This is a genomic window from Streptomyces sp. NBC_00984 (assembly GCF_045162475.1).
Lineage (GTDB): Bacteria > Actinomycetota > Actinomycetes > Streptomycetales > Streptomycetaceae > Streptomyces.
On record NZ_CP108734.1, the window covers coordinates 2832178 to 2847696 of the forward strand.

Below are 15519 nucleotides of genomic sequence, written 5' to 3' on the forward strand. Positions count from 1 at the left end.
ACCGGAGGTCCGGCGAACGGCCTCCGGTCCCGCGCGGCCCGCGCGGTCAGGCCCGGCCCAAGTCGTCGTCCACCGCGTCCCGTTCGTCGTCGGCGCCCATCAGCGGCAACGCCCTCAGGGCCAGTGCCCACCCCAGCCGGACCTCGCCCGACTCGGCGGAACGGCCGGTGAGTTCGGCGATCCGGCCGATCCGGTTGAGGACGGTGTTGCGGTGGCAGTAGAGCAGCTCGGCCGCCCGCGCCGCCGAGCAGCCCTGGTCGAGCCAGATCCGGAGGGTGCCGAGCAGCACCTCGCGTTCGGCCGCCGCTTCCAGGACACCGCCCAGCCGCGTGGTGACGATGCGCTCGGCGATCTCCGGCCGGCCGACGAGGAGCACCTCCGCGAGCCGGTCGTCGAAGGCCGCCGCCTCGCCGCTCCCGGCGGGCAGCGTGCGCAGCGCCTGCTCGGCCAGCCGCAGGGCCCTGCCCGCCTGGGCGAGCCGGTCGAACTCCGGTGACACGCCCGCGGTGGCGCCGGTGCGGTGCCGCAGCAGGTCGAGCAGGACGGCGGACTCCCCCGCGGCCAGCCGCACGATGCCCGCGTACCGGCCCGACCGGGGCCGCCAGAAGGACCAGATGCCGTGGTCGTCGAGGACGGGTGCCGGGTTGGGCGGGGCGGCCGGGTCCTGGGCGGCGACGACGATGACGTACCGGTCGTGGACCGGGACGCCCAGCGCCGCGGAGGCCGCCGCCGCGACCGCCGGATCGTCGCCGCGCCCGTCGAGCAGGGCCTCGAAGAGGGCGACGCGGCGGGTGTCCTGCCGGCCCTGCATCTCCAGCTGGGTCAGCCGGTACGACTCCGCCATCGCCAGCGAGTAGCGGTCGATGGTCTCCCACACGGCGCCCGCCATGTCGAGCTCGGTGTCCGGGTCGCCTGCGGCCGGTCCCACGGCCTCCGGTGTCCCGCGCGTCGCCCGCAGATGCTCGGCCATCACCTGCCACATCACCCGGCCACCGCGCCGGTAGGCCTGGAGCACGGTGTCCAGCGGTACGTCCTGCTCCGCGCGCCGCCGCCCCGTCTCGCGCGCCGCATGCTCGAAGCCGCGCCCGCTGGACGGGAGCCCGCCGAAGTCCTCCAGCGCGCGCAGCAGGTTGTCGCGGCAGATCTCCCACAGATCGTCCCGGCTGACGGGTGAGCCGGAGGCGTACGTACCGCTGTGCGCGTGGATGTCGTCGACGACCCGCCTGGTCAGTTCGTCGATCCCCGGCAGGAGCGCGACGGCCAGGGCGCGGCGCAGCCCCCCGTCGTCGCCGCTGCCGTTGCGGGAGCGGTCCGCGCGGGGCCCGTCGTTGCGGGGGCCGTCGGTTCGAGGGGCTCGGGCACCCGGATTCTGCGCCATGACCGAAGGCTAAGGGCTGTCCCGTAGCGCCCGTGTGTTAGGCGGATGCCTTGTCGCGTACCGCTGCGCGTGGCTGCTGCCCAGGTGGGCGGCGCTCATGGTGGGCAACCGCACATTGTGCGGAGACGGGGGCACGGCCGATTCTGAGCAGGAGCAGCCGTGTGAACGCCATGTTTCCCTGGAGCGTGTCATGTTTCTCAGCGTCGCAACCGTCCTGGGCGAGTCGGCCCGCAGGCATCCCGGCCGCGTCGCCGTGGTCGATTCGGGCACCCGGATCGACTACCGCGAGCTGTGGGCGGGGGCCCTGCGCTGTGCGGGCGCGCTGCGGGCCTCCGGGGTCCGGCCGGGCGACCGGGTCGCGGTGCTGCTGCCCAATTCGGCGGACTTCCTGTACGCGTACTACGGCGCGCTCGCCGCCGGGGCGACGGTGGTGCCGGTGCACGGGCTGCTGGTGGCCGAAGAGGTGGCGTACGTGCTGCGGCACAGCGGTTCCGTCGCGCTGATCGGCGGCGGTCCGATGTGGCCGGTCGCGGAGGAGGCGGCGCGCGCCGCGGGTGTCCGGGCCGTGCACGGCGTACCGGCGGGCGGCGAGCCGCTGCCCGCTCCGGAGCCGGCGGCCCCGGAGGACATCGCGGTGATCCTGTACACCAGCGGCACGACCGGGCGGCCCAAGGGTGCGCTGCTCACCCACCTCAACATCGTGATGAACGCCTCCGTGATCGCCCACGACCTGCTGGGTCTTGGCGTCGACGACGTGGTCCTCGGCTGTCTGCCGTTGTTCCACACCTACGGGCAGACCTGCGCGATGAACGCGACTCTCCGGTCCGGCGCGACGCTCGTCCTCATGCCGCGCTTCAGCGGCGCGGGCGCGCTGGAGCTGCTGGCCGACGAGGGCGTGAGCGTCTTCATGGGCGTACCGACGATGTACCACGCCCTCGTCGAGGCGGCGGCGCAGGACGCCGCGACGCGGGACGAAACGACGCGCCGTCTCACCCTGCGCGCCGCCGTCTCGGGCGGCGCGGCCCTCCCCGTCGCCGTACTCGAACGCTTCGAGGCCACCTTCGCGACGCAGGTCCTGGAGGGCTACGGGCTGACCGAGACCTCCCCGGTCGCCACCTTCAACCAGCCGGAGTTCGGCCGGCGCCCCGGCACGGTCGGCCACCCGGTGTGGGGCGTGGAGGTCGGTGTGGCGGACGCGGCGGTGGAGGACGCCGTGGTGCTGCTCCCGGACGGCGAGGTCGGCGAGGTCGTGGTGCGCGGCCACAACGTGTTCGCCGGGTATCTCGACGATCCGGCGGCGACGGCCGCGGCCGTGGTCGACGGCTGGTTCCGCACCGGGGATCTCGGGGTCCGGGACGAGGACGGCTTCCTGAGCATCGTCGACCGGAAGAAGGACCTGGTCATCCGGGGCGGTTTCAACATCTACCCGCGTGAGGTCGAGGAGGTGCTGGTGCGCCACCCGGCGGTCTCCGAGGTCGCGGTGATCGGCGTGCCCGACGAGGCCCGCGGTGAGGAGATCTGCGCGGTCGTCGTCCTGCGCGCCGGAGCGGAGGCGGTGACGGAGAAGGAGCTGATCGACTGGTCCAGGGAGCGGCTCGGGCGGCACAAGTACCCGCGGATCGTGCGGTTCACCGAGACACTGCCGCTGGGACCGACCGGCAAGGTCCTCAAACGCGTCCTGACGGCGGCCTCCTGATCCCGCCCGATCGCCCCCGCCGGGCCGGTCCGGGTCGACGCGGCCCCGGACCGGGTACATATCGGGTCACGTCCTCGAATCGCGCCGCAGAAGGGCTGAACCTCATGACTGCCGTACCCCTTTCGATATCCGGAACGTCGCCTCGGGTCAGCACGGCCCACGGGGCGGTGCGCGGCACGCTGGAGCAGGGTGTCGCCGTCTTCCGGGGCATCCCGTACGCCGCCGCGCCGGTCGGCCCCCGGCGCTTCCGGGCTCCCGAGCCGCCCGAGCCCTGGGAAGGGGTGCGGGACGCGGTGGCGTTCGGGCCGACCGCACCCAAACGGCCGTACGCCCCGCCGCTGGACCGGCTGCTGCCCGACCCCGATGTGGCGGGCGAGGGCTGCCTCAACCTCAATGTGTGGACACCGTCCCCGGCCCGCACCGGGCTGCCGGTGCTCGTCTGGATCCACGGCGGCTCGCTGCTGCACGGTTCGTCGTCCGTTCCGCTGTACGACGGGACCGCGTTCGCCCGTGACGGTGTGGTCCTGGTGTCGGTCAACTACCGGCTCGGCATCGAGGGATTCGGGGTGCTCCCGGACGCGCCCGCCAACCTGGGGCTGCTCGACCAGATCGCGGCGCTGACCTGGGTGCGGGACAACATCGCGGCGTTCGGCGGCGATCCGGACCTGGTCACGGTGTGCGGCGAGTCGGCGGGGGCGATCAGCATCGGCGCCCTGCTGGCCGCCCCGCGGGCGAGGGGCCTGTTCCGCCGGGCGGTGCTGCAGAGCGGTGCGCCGACCGCGCTGCCGCCGGGCGCGGCCGCCCGCCGCACCACGGAGCTGATCGCCCAGCGGCTCGGGGTCGCGGCGACGGCCGAGGCACTGGCCGCGGTGGATCCGGCCGTACTGCTGGCCGCGCAGACCGAGGTGACGTCCGGCGGCTCCCCGCTGACCGGCGGGAACTCCTTCCAGATCGTGGTGGACGGCGATCTGCTGCCCCGCGATCCGCTCGAAGCACTGCTGGACGGTGCCGCGTCCGACATCGATCTGCTGATGGGCTCGACCAGCGAGGAGTACCGGCTCTGGTTCGTACCCAGCGGTCTGACGGAGCGGCTGTCCGCGTTCAAGCTCAGGCTGGCCCTGCTGAAGTTCAAGGTGCCCGGCGCCACGGCGCGTACATACCGCGCGAACCGGCCGGACGCCACGCCGGGCGAGCTGCTCGGGGCGCTCGCCACCGATCTGCTGCTGCGTGTCCCGCTGAACCGGGTGGCCGACGCCCACGCCGGTGCCCCGGGAAGCACTCATCTCTACGAGTTCGGCTGGCCGTCCCCGGTGCTGCGGCTGGGTGCCTGTCACGCGCTGGAGATCGGTTTCGTCTTCGACACGCTGGACCGGCCCGACGCGGTGGCGCTGACCGGTGAGGATGCCCCGCAGGAGCTGGCCGACGCGATGCACGCGGCGTGGGTGTCGTTCGCGGTGTCCGGCGACCCCGGCTGGCCGGGCTGGGACGCCTCGCGCCCGGTGATGGGCTTCGGCCCCGGGAAGCCCGCCGTGCTGCGGGCCCCGCGCGACGAGGAGCTGCGCGGCTGGGCGCCGTACCGGAAGAAGTCCTGACGGCAGCGCCGACGGCGGCCCCCGGCCCGCGGGCCGGGGGTCCTCCGGGGGTCAGCTCTTGTTCTGCGCCGCCCAGAACTCGTCGAACGTGAGCAGCCCGTCGCCGTTGGCGTCGTGCGAGTTGATGACGGCCTGGGCCACCGTCTCGGTGACGTAGGGGTCGCCGAGCTGAGCCATCACGCTCTTGTACTCGGCGGCCGAGATCAGCCCGTCGCCGTTCAGATCGAACCGCTCGAATGCCTTGCGCGCCGACTCTATGTCCGCCACAGTTCTGCCCCTTCGTAATACCTGATCAATGGCTGATCAGTGCCTGACCGATGCCTGGCCAATGCCTGACCGACGGGGGTCAGATTAACGGTCGCGACCGATGGCGTTCGCGGCGGCCGGTCGTCGATCATGGATGGGTGGTCCGCCGCCCGGCGGACCACGGCCCGGACCGGGGAGCGGAACGCCCATGGATGACGCACTGGCACGGATTCTGGCAGCCGCGGCGCAGGGGCGGTTTCCCCCGCCGGACGGTTCGACGACCGTGGTGGGGCAGCCCGGTGCCCGGGACGCGGGAGTGCTGGCGTTCACCGCGCACTCGGTGGTCTTCACCGCCGAGGACCCCGGCTGGGTACGGTCTCTGCTGGCCGGCACCCCCGGCGACGCGCTCGCCGCGACGATGAATCCGCACTTCCTGGGCGCGCTGCTGGCCCGGACCGGCCGGCACATGAACACCATCGATCTGCTGACGGTCGCGGACGCGCTGCCCGGCGAACCGGAGATCGCGCTGCGGGAGATCGAGGACCCGGAGCATCCGCGGGTGGCACGGGCGATGAAGTACCGCGACGAGGTGCGGGTCTGGTCCGCCGACGGCGGGGTGGTGATCCTCGGCCGGGGCGTAGCGGGGCGCTGGGAGACCGCGATCGAGGTGGCCGAGGAGGCGCGCGGCCGGCGGCTCGGCGAACGGCTGGCGCGGGCGGCCCGGCATCTGGTGCCGGACGCGGTGGTGTGGGCCCAGCAGTCGCCGGGGAACGCCCGCAGTGTGCGGACGTTCCAGGCGGCGGGCTACCGGCCGGTGGGCTCGGAGGCCCTGCTGATCGCGGGGTGAGCGGTCGGCAGGGCCGTGGCGGGGTGCGGTCGGGCGGTCAGCGGAAGACGCCGGTGTGGCCGAGCGAGTAGCGGCCCGGCTGCGGGTAGACGGCGAGTCCGTGCGGGCCGCTGCCCACCGGGATGCGGGCGAGCTGTTTGCCGGTGGCGGTGTCGATCGCGTAGACCTCGGCGTTGTAACGTCCGCTCAGCCAGAGGACCTTGCCGTCCGCCGAGACCCCGCCCATGTCGGGGCTGCCGCCGCCGGGCAGACGCCATTTCTTCACCAGCTCGCGCCGTGCGAAGTCGAAGACGGAGATGGAGCCCTCGCCGCGGTTGGAGATGTACATCTCCTTGGAGTCGCGGCTGACGTAGAGGCCGTGGGCGCCCTTGCCGGTACGCACCAGCTTCGGAGTGGTGAACTTCTTCCCGTCCAGCACCCAGATCCCGTCGGCGATCATGTCCGCGATGTAGAACGTCCCGCCGTCGGGCGACAGCTTCACGTCCTGCGGCATCGCGCCCTTGAGCGGCAGCTTCTGCTGGCCGACGACCTTCATCCCGGCCGTGTCGACCTTGAGGAGCTCGCCGGAGAACTCGCAGGAGACGATGAAGTACCGGCCGTCGGTGGAGAAGTCGGCGTGATTGACGCCCGCGCAGCCGACCGGGAGGGTCTTGGCCGTCTTCATGGTGTGGGCGTCGCGGAAGACCAGCTGACGGTCCATCGAGGCCATCACCACGGCGTATTTGCCGTCCGGGGTGAAGTAGAGGTTGTACGGGTCGGAGACCGGCACCGTGGGGCCGGTCTTCCCGGTGGCCGGGTCGATGGCCGTGAGGCTGTCGCCGATGTCGTTGTTGACCCAGAGGGTCTTCAGGTCCCAGGACGGGACGACGTGCTGCGGCTGGCGGCCGACCTTGATGGTCTTGATGACCTTGTACGTCGCGGGGTCGATCACGGACACGGTGTCGGAGTTGGTGTTGGGTACGTACACCCGGGACGGGAAGTCCTTGACGACCGGTGAGAGCTTTCCCCGGTCGGCCGCGTAGACGTCCTTGGTGTCGAGCACCGGAGGCATCCCGGGGAGCCCCGGCGGTGAGACGTGGTCGGGCTCGGCGGGCCGGGCGGCCTCGCTGCCGACGGCCTGGACGTTCGTCTTCTCGGCGGAGGTGCCGCAGCCGGTGAGTACGGCCAGCAGGACACCCCCGAGCAGGGCCGCGGTGTGTTTGGTGGAGGGAGACATCAGGTCAGCAGCTCCGTGGTCGTCACCGCGCGCAGTTGGCGGCGGTCGATTTCGGTGAGGAGGAGGGGCAGCGCGGCGACCGTGTCCGCGTAGCCGAAGTGCAGGCTCACCACCGATCCGTTGCGGATCTCCCCGGCCACCTTGCGGGTCACGGCCGCGGCGCCGGGAGAGGTGAAGTCGAGGGAGTCCACGTCGTACGAGAGGACGTGCGGGTAGCCCGCCCTGGCGGCCAGCCGCTGGACGAGCGGGGTGGCGTACCGGGTTCGCGAGGGCCGGAACCAGGTGCCGATGGAGCCGGTGAGCCTGCGCAGCCGCTGGGCGCAGCCGTCGATCTCCGCGTACGCCTCGGCCTCGCCCATCGAGGAGATGTCGACGTGGTGCTGGGTGTGGTTGCCGAGTTCGTGGCCGCCGTCGAGGATGCGCCGGGCCATCCCGGGGTGTTCGTCGAGCCAGCTGCCGACGGCGAGGACGGTGACCCGGACGTGGGCCCGTTCGGCCTCGGCGAGCACGGTGCGGGCGATGGCGGGGTCGCCCTGGCCGTGGAAGGTGAGGGCGACGCGGGCGCGGTCACGGGGGCCGTGGTCGATCTGGACCGGCTGTCCGGGGAAGCGGCGCGGTCCGGGTGCGGGCTGCGGGGACGGGGGCCGGGTGGTCGCGCCGACGGCGTTCTTCGGGCTCACCGCGTCCGTGACGGTCCCGGCCGGTGTGCCGGCGGCGTCGTGGTCCGCGCATCCGGCGGCGAGGACACCGGCGAGGGCGGCCCCTGCTCCCGCGCGCAGGGCGCTGCGGCGGTGCACCGGAGTGTCGGAGGCGTTCATGTACAGACACAGTAGGGGTGAAATGAGAAGAAAATAACAATTTAGGCATATGGGCGAAGCGAATGAATCACTCACTGAATCCCATAAATATTCACACTTTTGCAGGCAAGTGACCCATCACACCTGCGATTCACCCCAGGAATGTCCCGTTCTGAGATCGATGCACCGATTGCGCCTTTGGCGGAGAGGTCGCCCGTCTGCCATAGTCGGTGACACGACCGCATGACCCGAGCCCGGTCGTCGCAAGCGGCCGTGAACACACCCCCCATTTCACGGCCCCCACACAGCAGCCCCCGAAGCGCCGCACCACGGCGGACCGGGGGCTGCTGTGGTTCCGGGCGCGGGCCCGCCGGGTCATCAGCGGTCGGAGATCCGCATCTCGAACCAGGTGGTCTTGCCGCGCGGCAGCAGATCCACGCCCCAGCGGTCGGAGAGCTTGTCGACGAGGAAGAGGCCCCGTCCGCTGATGTCCATCTCCTGAACGGGCATCAGGCAGGGCAGCCCGCGCGAGGGGTCACGCACCTCGATCCTGATCCAGCCGCGGCGGCGCAGCATCCGCAGCCCGAAGACCCGGGCACCGGTGTGCCGCACCGCGTTGCCGACGAGCTCCGAGACGAGCAGCACGGCGTACTCGGCGGCCTGCGGGGAGAGCGCCCACTGACGGAGCACCACGCACGAGGTGAGCCGCCGGGCGGTGGCCGCCGACTCCGGACGGGAGGGCAGCCGGACTTCACCCTCCGTCGGATTTCCGAACAACTCCAGCGCCTTGAACGCCTGTTCGTCCTCGACGGCCGACATCCAGCGCGCCGCTGTCGCACCGCTGTGCGGTCGCGGCTGTTCCACACCCTCCAGGCCCGCCATGGACACCATCATGGTCGCAAGACAGGCGTCCCGGGGCCGTTCCAACGGAATCCGCACCCCGGAATACGGTGTTCCGACGAGGTCGGTAGGCATATGCCACTGACGGAATGCGACCCGCCGCAACCCCTCTGACCTGCACGGACACCCCGTCCGAACGAGGCCTGCGGGCCTGTCGGCGAGCTGGGCCTCAAGGTTCTCTCAAGGCCCAGCCAATCCGCCCGCACGGATGAACCCGCGTCAGTCTGTGCCCAACTGACGGCCGGTCAGAGGAATTTGGCCTTGCCCGGACCCTCTTCCACAAAGCTGCGCATTCCGCGCTCCCGGTCCTCGGTGGCGAACAGTCCGGCGAACCAGTTCCGCTCGATCGTGAGCCCGGTGTCGATGTCCGTCTCCAGACCGGCATCGATGGATTCCTTGGCGGCGCGCAGCGCGAGAGCCGGCCCCTTCGCCAGCGTGGCGGCCCAGGCGTGCGCCTGCTCGTACACCTCGGCGGCGGGCACCACACGGTCCACCAGGCCGATCGTCAGGGCCTCTTCGGCCCTGACATGGCGACCGGTGAAGATCAGGTCCTTGGCCTTGGAGGGGCCGATCAGCCGGGCCAGGCGCTGGGTGCCGCCCGCACCCGGGATCAGCCCGAGCAGGATCTCGGGCTGGCCCAGCTTGGCGTTGTCGGCGGCGATGCGGAAGTCGGCGCAGAGCGCCAGCTCGCAGCCGCCGCCCAGCGCGTAGCCGGTGACGGCGGCGACGACGGGCTTGGGGATCCGGGCCACCGCGGTGAACGAGTCCTGCAGTGCTTTGGACCGTACGACCATCGCCGTATGGTCCATCGCCTGCATCTCCTTGATGTCCGCGCCCGCCGCGAACACCTTCTCGCCGCCGTAGAGGACCACGGCCCGCACGTCGTCGCGCCGGGTCGCCTCCTCGGCGAGTTCACGCAGCCGGTCCTGGGTGGCGACGTCCAGGGCGTTCATGGGCGGACGGTCCAGCAGGATCGTGCCGACGCCGTCGCGTACTTCGAGATTTGCGGTCATGGGAGGCAGGTTAACTGTGGTTAACGGCGGCGGGCCCGGTGCTGTTGGTCACAGCACCGGGCCCGCTCCGTGTTCCCTGCGCGAAGAACTACTTGGTCCACTCCGACCAGGCCATGTTCCAGCCGTTGAGGCCGTTGTCCGGCTGGATGGTGCTGTCGTGCGAGTTCTTCACGACCACGACGTCGCCGATGAGCGAGTTGTCGAAGAGCCAGGCCGCCGGGGTCTTCGAGCTCCAGGCGCCGCGCACGTCCTGCAGACCGACGCAGCCGTGGCTGGTGTTGGTCGAACCGAAGATGCCGGAGGCGCCCCAGTAGTTGCCGTGGATGAAGGTGCCCGAGGTGGACAGACGCATCGCGTGCGGCACGTCCTTGATGTCGTACTCGCCGCCGAAGCCGACGGTGTCACCGTTCATCCGGGTCACCTTGAGCTTCTCGCTGATGACCATCTGGCCGTTGTACGTGGTGGTCGCCGGGGCGCCCGCCGAGATCGGGATGTCCTTGATCTGCTGACCGTCACGGACGACCTTCATCCGGTGCGTGCTCGCGTCGACCGTGCTGACCTGCTTGCGGCCGATGGTGAAGGAGATCGTCTTGGCCTGCTTGCCGTAGACACCGGGGCGTCCCTCGACGCCGTCGAGGTTGAGCTTCACGGTCACCTTGGTGCCCGCGGCCCAGTACTCCTCGGGGCGGAAGTCCAGGCGGTCGTTGCCGAACCAGTGGCCCTCGACCGGTACGGACGGCTCGGCCGTCACCTTGATCGCGTTCTCGACCGCGTCCGGGTCGGTGATGCCGCGGGTGAAGTGGATCGAGACGGGCATCCCGACGCCGACCGTGGAGCCGTCCTCGGGGGTGTACTGCCCGATGAAGGTGTTCTGCGGGACCAGCGTGGTGAAGCTGGTGTCCTTCGCCGACTCACGGCCCTTCGAGTCCTTGGCGATCGCGTGGACCTTGTACTTGGTCGCCGCGGCCAGATGCTGGTCCGGCGCCCAGCTCGCGCCGTCCGCCGCGATCTTCCCCGCGACCTCGGCGCCCTTGGGGTCGGAGACCTTGACCGTGGTCAGCTTCCCCTGGTCGGCCGAGACCTTCAGCGCCCCGCTGGTCGCGACGGAGTCCGCGCCGTCCTTGGGCGCGACGGTCACCACGGCCTGCGAGGCGGAGTTGTCGTCGACCTTCCCCCCGCCCTTGCCGTTGCCGGCGTCGTCTCCCCCGCCGCACGCCGTCACCAGCAACAGCAGCGCACCCAGTACCAGAGCCAGCAGTCCGGTGGACCCTCGCCCGCCCCGTACGCTGTTCGCCCCGGCCGATGTCCCCGATATCGGCTGCCCGTTCAATGTGGTCGTCTCCCCTCACACGGCCTGGCCCCGCCAAGGCCCCCGGGAGCCCGAAGGCTCCCTCCCCCGCGCGCTGCACATGCACGCTCAGCGAAAGATAATCACACCGACCATGGGGAATTGACCCCCCGGATGTCACCGTTCAGTCCCAAATTGTCCCGGGACTTCACGGAGTGGCGCGGGGCGTGCCGGGCCGGGGCGGTCCGACGGGGCCTCAGCGGAGGGCGGAGCCAGCCTTCCACCGGGTCCAGTCCAGGTTCCAGCCGCCGAGCCCGTTGTCCGGTGCGACCTGCTTGTCCGCGGACTTGACGACCTCGACCACATCGCCGATGAGCGTCCGGTCGAAGAACCGGCCGGCCGGGGTGTCGCTGCTGCCGCCCTGTACGTCCTCCAGCCCGACACAGCCGTGGCTGACGTTGTCCGAGCCGAAGACGTCCTCGTCCGACCAGTAGTTGCCGTGCAGGAAGGTGCCGGAGTCGGTGAGCCGGAGGGCGTGCGGGACGTCCTTGATGTCGTACTCGCCGCCGAAGCCGACCGTTCGGCCGTCCATCCGGGTCACTTCGTGCATCTCGCTGACCACCATCTTCCCGTTGTACGTGGCCGTTCCCGCGGAGCCCGCCGTGATCGGGAAGGTCGAGACCAGCTTGCCGTCGCGGCGCACCTCCATGGTGTGCGCGGCCGCGTCGACCAGGGACGTCTGGGAGCGGCCCACCTCGAAGGCGATCTTCTTGTCCTGGGTGCCGTAGACGTGCGGCGCACCCTCCACGTCGCGCAGCGCCATCTCGACGGACACCTCGGTGCCCGGCTTCCAGTAGGCGGCGGGGCGGAAGTCGAGGCGCTTCCCGCCGAACCAGTGCCCCACCACCTCGACCGGCGGAACGGCCGTCACCCGGATGGCCTTCTGCACGGCCGCCCGGTTGCTGACCGGCCGGTTGAAGTCGAAGGAGACGATCATCCCGGTGCCGACCGTGGACCGGTTCTCCGGTCTGAAGTAGCCGATGAAGCGGTGTTCGGGCACGGCCGTGGTGAAGGTGGTGTGGCGGGCCGAACGCTTCCCCGAGCCGTCCACGGCCACCGCGTCCACGCTGTACTTGGCGGCGAGCCTGAGCCGGCCCGCGCCCGCCCGGGGCGCCCAGGACCGGCCGTCGTCCGCGATCCGGCCCGGCACCTTCTGGCTCTGCGCGTCCTCGACCCGTGCCACCTCGACGCTCTCCAGCCGGCCGTCGGGGACCTTCACCCCGATCCGGTCGTCCGGGCCGATGTTCCTCGCCCCGTTCCGCGGGGTGACCTGGATCGCGTCCTGCGGCGGGCCCGCCTTCCCGCTGAAGATCGATCCGGCGCCGGTGCAGCCGGTCAGTACGGCCAGCACGACGAGCAGTCCTGCCCATGTCAGCACGGTGGCCGGGTTCGCCACCGCTCTCTTCGCTACGTGGTTCACGTCCCCCCAACGACGGGGGCCGGTCGGGGGAAACGTGAGTGCGTGCGCCGGGGTGGGCAGAAACAGGGGGGAGGACCACACTCGGGGGCCGCGGCCGGGACGCCGTGCGCCCCTTTTCGTGCCGGTCCCCACGAGCCGCGGGAGGCGAGCAGGTGTCGAGCGCAGCCGAGCAGGAGGCAGTGCAGGAGACGGGAGCGCCGGGGCCGCCGCCGGCCGTGTGGCCCGGCGCCCCGACGCCGCTCGGGGCCCGTTTCCGGGTGGGGCCCGACGGGGTCGCGGGCACCAATTTCGCGCTCTGGGCGGGTGGTTCGGAGGCCGTCGAGCTCTGCCTCTTCGACGAGGGCGGCACCGAGCGGCGCCTTGTGCTGACCGAGCTGACCCATGAGATCCGGCACGGCTTCGTGCCGGGCGTGCGGCCGGGGCAGCGCTACGGCTACCGGGTGCACGGTCGCTGGGACCCCTGGACGGGGGCCCGCTGGAACCCGTCGAAGCTGCTCCTCGATCCGTACGCACGGGCGGTGGACGGCTCGTTCACGCTTCCGGCCGAGATATACGGCCATGTGAGGGACTGGCCGCAGCAGCAGGTCGCCGACACCGTCCGCGACGAACGGGACTCCGCTCCGTACGTCCCCAAAGGTGTCGTGGTCCAGGACGAGGACGACTGGGCCGAGGACCGCCGGCCCAAGACCCCGTGGGCGGACTCCGTCATCTACGAACTGCATGTGCGCGGCTTCACCAAGCTGCACCCCGGGATCCCCGAGGAGCTGCGGGGCACGTACGCGGGTCTCGCCCATCCGGCGGCCGTCGGACATCTGCTGCGGCTCGGGGTGACGGCGGTGGAGCTGCTGCCGGTGCATCAGTTCGCCCACGAGGACCATCTGCTCCGTCGCGGGCTGCACAACTACTGGGGCTACAACTCCATCGGCTACTTCGCCCCGCACGCCGGCTACTCGGCGAGCGGCAGCGCGGGCCGGCAGGTCGGCGAGTTCAAGCGGATGGTGCGGGCCCTGCACGACGCCGGGATCGAGGTGATCCTCGACGTGGTCTACAACCACACGGCGGAGGCGGGCGAGCTCGGTCCGATGCTGTCGCTGCGCGGCATCGACAACCGCGGCTACTACCGCCTCCAGTCCGACGCCCGCAGATACGCGGACTACACCGGCTGCGGCAACACCCTGCACGTGGTCCAGCCGCAGGTGCTGCGGCTGATCACGGACTCGCTGCGCTACTGGGTGACGGAGATGGGCGTCGACGGCTTCCGCTTCGACCTGGCGGCGGCGCTGGCCCGCTCCATGCACGACGTGGACATGCTCTCGCCGTTCCTCGCGGTGATCGCCCAGGACCCGGTGCTGCGCCGGGTGAAGCTGATCGCCGAGCCGTGGGACGTCGGCAACGGCGGCTACCAGGTGGGCGCCTTCCCGCCGCTGTGGACCGAGTGGAACGACCGCTACCGGGACGCCGTACGGGACTTCTGGCGCGGCGCCCTGCCCGACGTACGGGATCTCGGCTACCGGCTCACCGGCTCCAGCGACCTCTACGCGTGGGGCGGCCGGCGCCCGTACGCCTCGGTCAACTTCGTCACCGCGCACGACGGCTTCACCCTGCGCGACCTCGTCAGCTACGAACAGAAGCACAACGAGGCCAACGGCGAGGACAACCGGGACGGCACCTCGGACAACCGGGCCTGGAACTGCGGCGCCGAGGGCGAGAGCGAGGACCCCGGGATCAACGCCCTGCGCCGCCGCCAGCTGCGCAATCTGCTGACCACGCTGCTGCTGTCGACGGGCGTGCCGATGCTGGTCGCGGGCGACGAGATGGGCCGTACGCAGGGCGGCAACAACAACGCGTACTGCCAGGACAACGAGATCGGCTGGCTGGACTGGTCACTGCTCGAACAGCCCGGGTGGCGGGAGCTGACCGAGCTGACGGCGCGGGTGCTGCGGCTGCGCCACACCCATCCGGTGCTGCGCCGCCGGGCCTTCTTCTCCGGGCTGCCGCAGGCGGCGGACGGACTGCGGGACCTGGCGTGGTTCACCCCGCGGGGTACGGAGATGACGGAGGGCGACTGGTACGCACCGGCCGCCACGGTCGGGCTGTATCTCTCCGGGCGCGACATCCCCGGCCGGGACGCGCGCGGCGAACAGATCACGGACGACAGCTTCCTGGCGATCCTGCACGCCGATCACCGGCCGTCCGCCTTCCGGCTCCCCGGTCCGCCGTGGGCGCTGAGCTACGAGCTGGTCCTGGACACCTCGCGGGAGGACCAGTCCGCGGCCCCCGGCACCGTCCACCCGGGCGACGGGACGCTGACCGTGCCGGCCAGGTCGGTGCTGCTGCTGCGCGTCACGGAGTGAGCGGGGGTGCGGGGTGAGCGGGGGTGCAGGGGTGCGGAGTGAGCGGGGGTGCGGACGGGTCAGCCGAGGATGCCCCGGTCGTAGCCGATCGCGACGGCGGCGGCCCGGTCCTTGGCGCCCAGCTTGGCGAAGACATGGGTGAGATGGGTCTTCACGGTGGCCTCGCTGATGAACAGCTCGGCGGCGATCTCCCGGTTCGACGTGCCCTTCGCGACGAGTTCGAGCACCTCGCGCTCGCGGACCGACAGCGATTCGCTGCCCGCCGCCGGGGTGCGCACCCGTGAGATGAGCCGGGAGGCGACGGCGGGCGAGAGCACGGTGCGGCCGTCGGCGGCGGCGCGGACGGCGGTGAACAGCTCGTCGCGGGGCGCGTCCTTGAGCAGATAGCCGGTAGCCCCGGCCTCGATCGCGGGCAGGGTGTCGGAATCGGTGTCGTACGTGGTGAGGACCAGCACCTTGGACCGGGCGCCGCGCCCGGTCAGTTCGGCGATGGCGGCGACTCCGCCGCCGCCCGGCATCCGCAGGTCCATCAGGACGACGTCGGGGTCCAGCCTGACCACCAGGTCGACCCCCTCCACCCCGTTCGACGCCTCCCCGAGGACCTCGAAGTCCGGGGCCGAGTCGAACATGCCGCGCAGACCGTCCCGTACGACGGGGTGGTCGTCGACGACGACGAGCGTGATGACGCGTGCGGATTCCTGAGCCATGGCAG

At 71.5% G+C, this 15519-nt stretch carries 13 protein-coding genes; 4 read left to right on the forward strand and 9 right to left on the reverse strand.

Going from position 1 to position 15519, the window contains the following annotated elements; genetic code table 11:
• Nucleotides 1–46: 46 nt before the first annotated feature.
• Nucleotides 47–1378 (reverse strand): PucR family transcriptional regulator, encoded by a 1332-nt coding sequence (locus OG520_RS12190; protein WP_406013183.1) that lies wholly within the window; start codon nucleotides 1376–1378, stop codon nucleotides 47–49.
• A 190-nt stretch (nucleotides 1379–1568) separates the two neighbouring features.
• On the opposite strand from OG520_RS12190, the gene OG520_RS12195 reads away from it, so the two are divergent.
• On the forward strand, nucleotides 1569–3074 hold the full coding sequence (locus tag OG520_RS12195) for a long-chain-fatty-acid--CoA ligase (RefSeq protein WP_406013184.1): 1506 nt from the start codon (nucleotides 1569–1571) through the stop codon (nucleotides 3072–3074).
• 104 nt (nucleotides 3075–3178) lie between these two features.
• Nucleotides 3179–4666: a carboxylesterase/lipase family protein gene (locus tag OG520_RS12200; protein ID WP_406013185.1), complete on the forward strand. Its 1488-nt coding sequence runs from the start codon at nucleotides 3179–3181 to the stop codon at nucleotides 4664–4666.
• A 51-nt stretch (nucleotides 4667–4717) separates the two neighbouring features.
• Here the strand turns inward: OG520_RS12200 and OG520_RS12205 are convergent, their stop codons facing one another.
• Nucleotides 4718–4933: an EF-hand domain-containing protein gene (locus tag OG520_RS12205; protein ID WP_406013186.1), complete on the reverse strand. Its 216-nt coding sequence runs from the start codon at nucleotides 4931–4933 to the stop codon at nucleotides 4718–4720.
• A gap of 187 nt (nucleotides 4934–5120) precedes the next feature.
• Here OG520_RS12205 and OG520_RS12210 point away from each other — a divergent pair, with 187 nt between their 5' ends.
• Nucleotides 5121–5759, forward strand: a complete 639-nt coding sequence (locus tag OG520_RS12210; RefSeq protein ID WP_406013187.1) for a GNAT family N-acetyltransferase — start codon at nucleotides 5121–5123, stop codon at nucleotides 5757–5759.
• Nucleotides 5760–5796: 37 nt separating this feature from the next.
• Here the strand turns inward: OG520_RS12210 and OG520_RS12215 are convergent, their stop codons facing one another.
• The 6 genes from OG520_RS12215 to OG520_RS12240 all read right to left on the reverse strand — a co-directional run bounded on the left by OG520_RS12215 (nucleotide 5797) and on the right by OG520_RS12240 (nucleotide 12453).
• On the reverse strand, nucleotides 5797–6975 hold the full coding sequence (locus OG520_RS12215; protein WP_406013188.1) for a hypothetical protein: 1179 nt from the start codon (nucleotides 6973–6975) through the stop codon (nucleotides 5797–5799).
• The gene (locus tag OG520_RS12220; protein WP_406013189.1) at nucleotides 6975–7793 is read right to left on the reverse strand and encodes a polysaccharide deacetylase family protein; all 819 of its coding nucleotides are present in this window, start codon (nucleotides 7791–7793) and stop codon (nucleotides 6975–6977) included. Before OG520_RS12220 ends, OG520_RS12215 begins: the two co-directional genes overlap by 1 nt.
• A gap of 357 nt (nucleotides 7794–8150) precedes the next feature.
• Complete coding sequence (locus tag OG520_RS12225; protein WP_399333904.1) at nucleotides 8151–8666, reverse strand: ATP-binding protein; 516 nt, start codon at nucleotides 8664–8666, stop codon at nucleotides 8151–8153.
• Between the two features lie 251 nt (nucleotides 8667–8917).
• The gene (locus OG520_RS12230) at nucleotides 8918–9685 is read right to left on the reverse strand and encodes an enoyl-CoA hydratase/isomerase family protein (RefSeq protein ID WP_399333906.1); all 768 of its coding nucleotides are present in this window, start codon (nucleotides 9683–9685) and stop codon (nucleotides 8918–8920) included.
• Nucleotides 9686–9773: 88 nt separating this feature from the next.
• Nucleotides 9774–11015: an Ig-like domain-containing protein gene (locus OG520_RS12235; protein WP_406013190.1), complete on the reverse strand. Its 1242-nt coding sequence runs from the start codon at nucleotides 11013–11015 to the stop codon at nucleotides 9774–9776.
• A 214-nt stretch (nucleotides 11016–11229) separates the two neighbouring features.
• A complete protein-coding gene (locus OG520_RS12240; RefSeq protein WP_406013191.1) occupies nucleotides 11230–12453 on the reverse strand; it encodes an Ig-like domain-containing protein in 1224 nt (407 codons plus the stop codon).
• 152 nt (nucleotides 12454–12605) lie between these two features.
• Between OG520_RS12240 and glgX the strand changes: the two genes are divergently transcribed.
• Entirely contained in the window at nucleotides 12606–14807 is a 2202-nt protein-coding gene (gene glgX / locus OG520_RS12245; protein WP_406013192.1) for a glycogen debranching protein GlgX, read from the forward strand.
• A 59-nt stretch (nucleotides 14808–14866) separates the two neighbouring features.
• Here glgX and OG520_RS12250 read toward each other — a convergent pair whose 3' ends face one another.
• Nucleotides 14867–15514 (reverse strand): response regulator, encoded by a 648-nt coding sequence (locus OG520_RS12250; RefSeq protein ID WP_399333914.1) that lies wholly within the window; start codon nucleotides 15512–15514, stop codon nucleotides 14867–14869.
• Between the last annotated feature and the right edge of the window lie 5 nt (nucleotides 15515–15519).

Excerpts from the sequence above, each read along its gene's own strand:
- OG520_RS12210 (WP_406013187.1), top strand. The coding sequence starts at position 5,121 with ATGGATGACGCACTGGCACGGATTCTGGCAGCCGCGGCGCAGGGGCGG.
- OG520_RS12225 (WP_399333904.1), bottom strand. The coding sequence starts at position 8,666 with ATGATGGTGTCCATGGCGGGCCTGGAGGGTGTGGAACAGCCGCGACCG.
- OG520_RS12220 (WP_406013189.1), bottom strand. The coding sequence starts at position 7,793 with ATGAACGCCTCCGACACTCCGGTGCACCGCCGCAGCGCCCTGCGCGCG.
- OG520_RS12195 (WP_406013184.1), top strand. The coding sequence starts at position 1,569 with ATGTTTCTCAGCGTCGCAACCGTCCTGGGCGAGTCGGCCCGCAGGCAT.
- OG520_RS12215 (WP_406013188.1), bottom strand. The coding sequence starts at position 6,975 with ATGTCTCCCTCCACCAAACACACCGCGGCCCTGCTCGGGGGTGTCCTG.
- OG520_RS12190 (WP_406013183.1), bottom strand. The coding sequence starts at position 1,378 with ATGGCGCAGAATCCGGGTGCCCGAGCCCCTCGAACCGACGGCCCCCGC.
- OG520_RS12230 (WP_399333906.1), bottom strand. The coding sequence starts at position 9,685 with ATGACCGCAAATCTCGAAGTACGCGACGGCGTCGGCACGATCCTGCTG.
- OG520_RS12250 (WP_399333914.1), bottom strand. The coding sequence starts at position 15,514 with ATGGCTCAGGAATCCGCACGCGTCATCACGCTCGTCGTCGTCGACGAC.
- OG520_RS12200 (WP_406013185.1), top strand. The coding sequence starts at position 3,179 with ATGACTGCCGTACCCCTTTCGATATCCGGAACGTCGCCTCGGGTCAGC.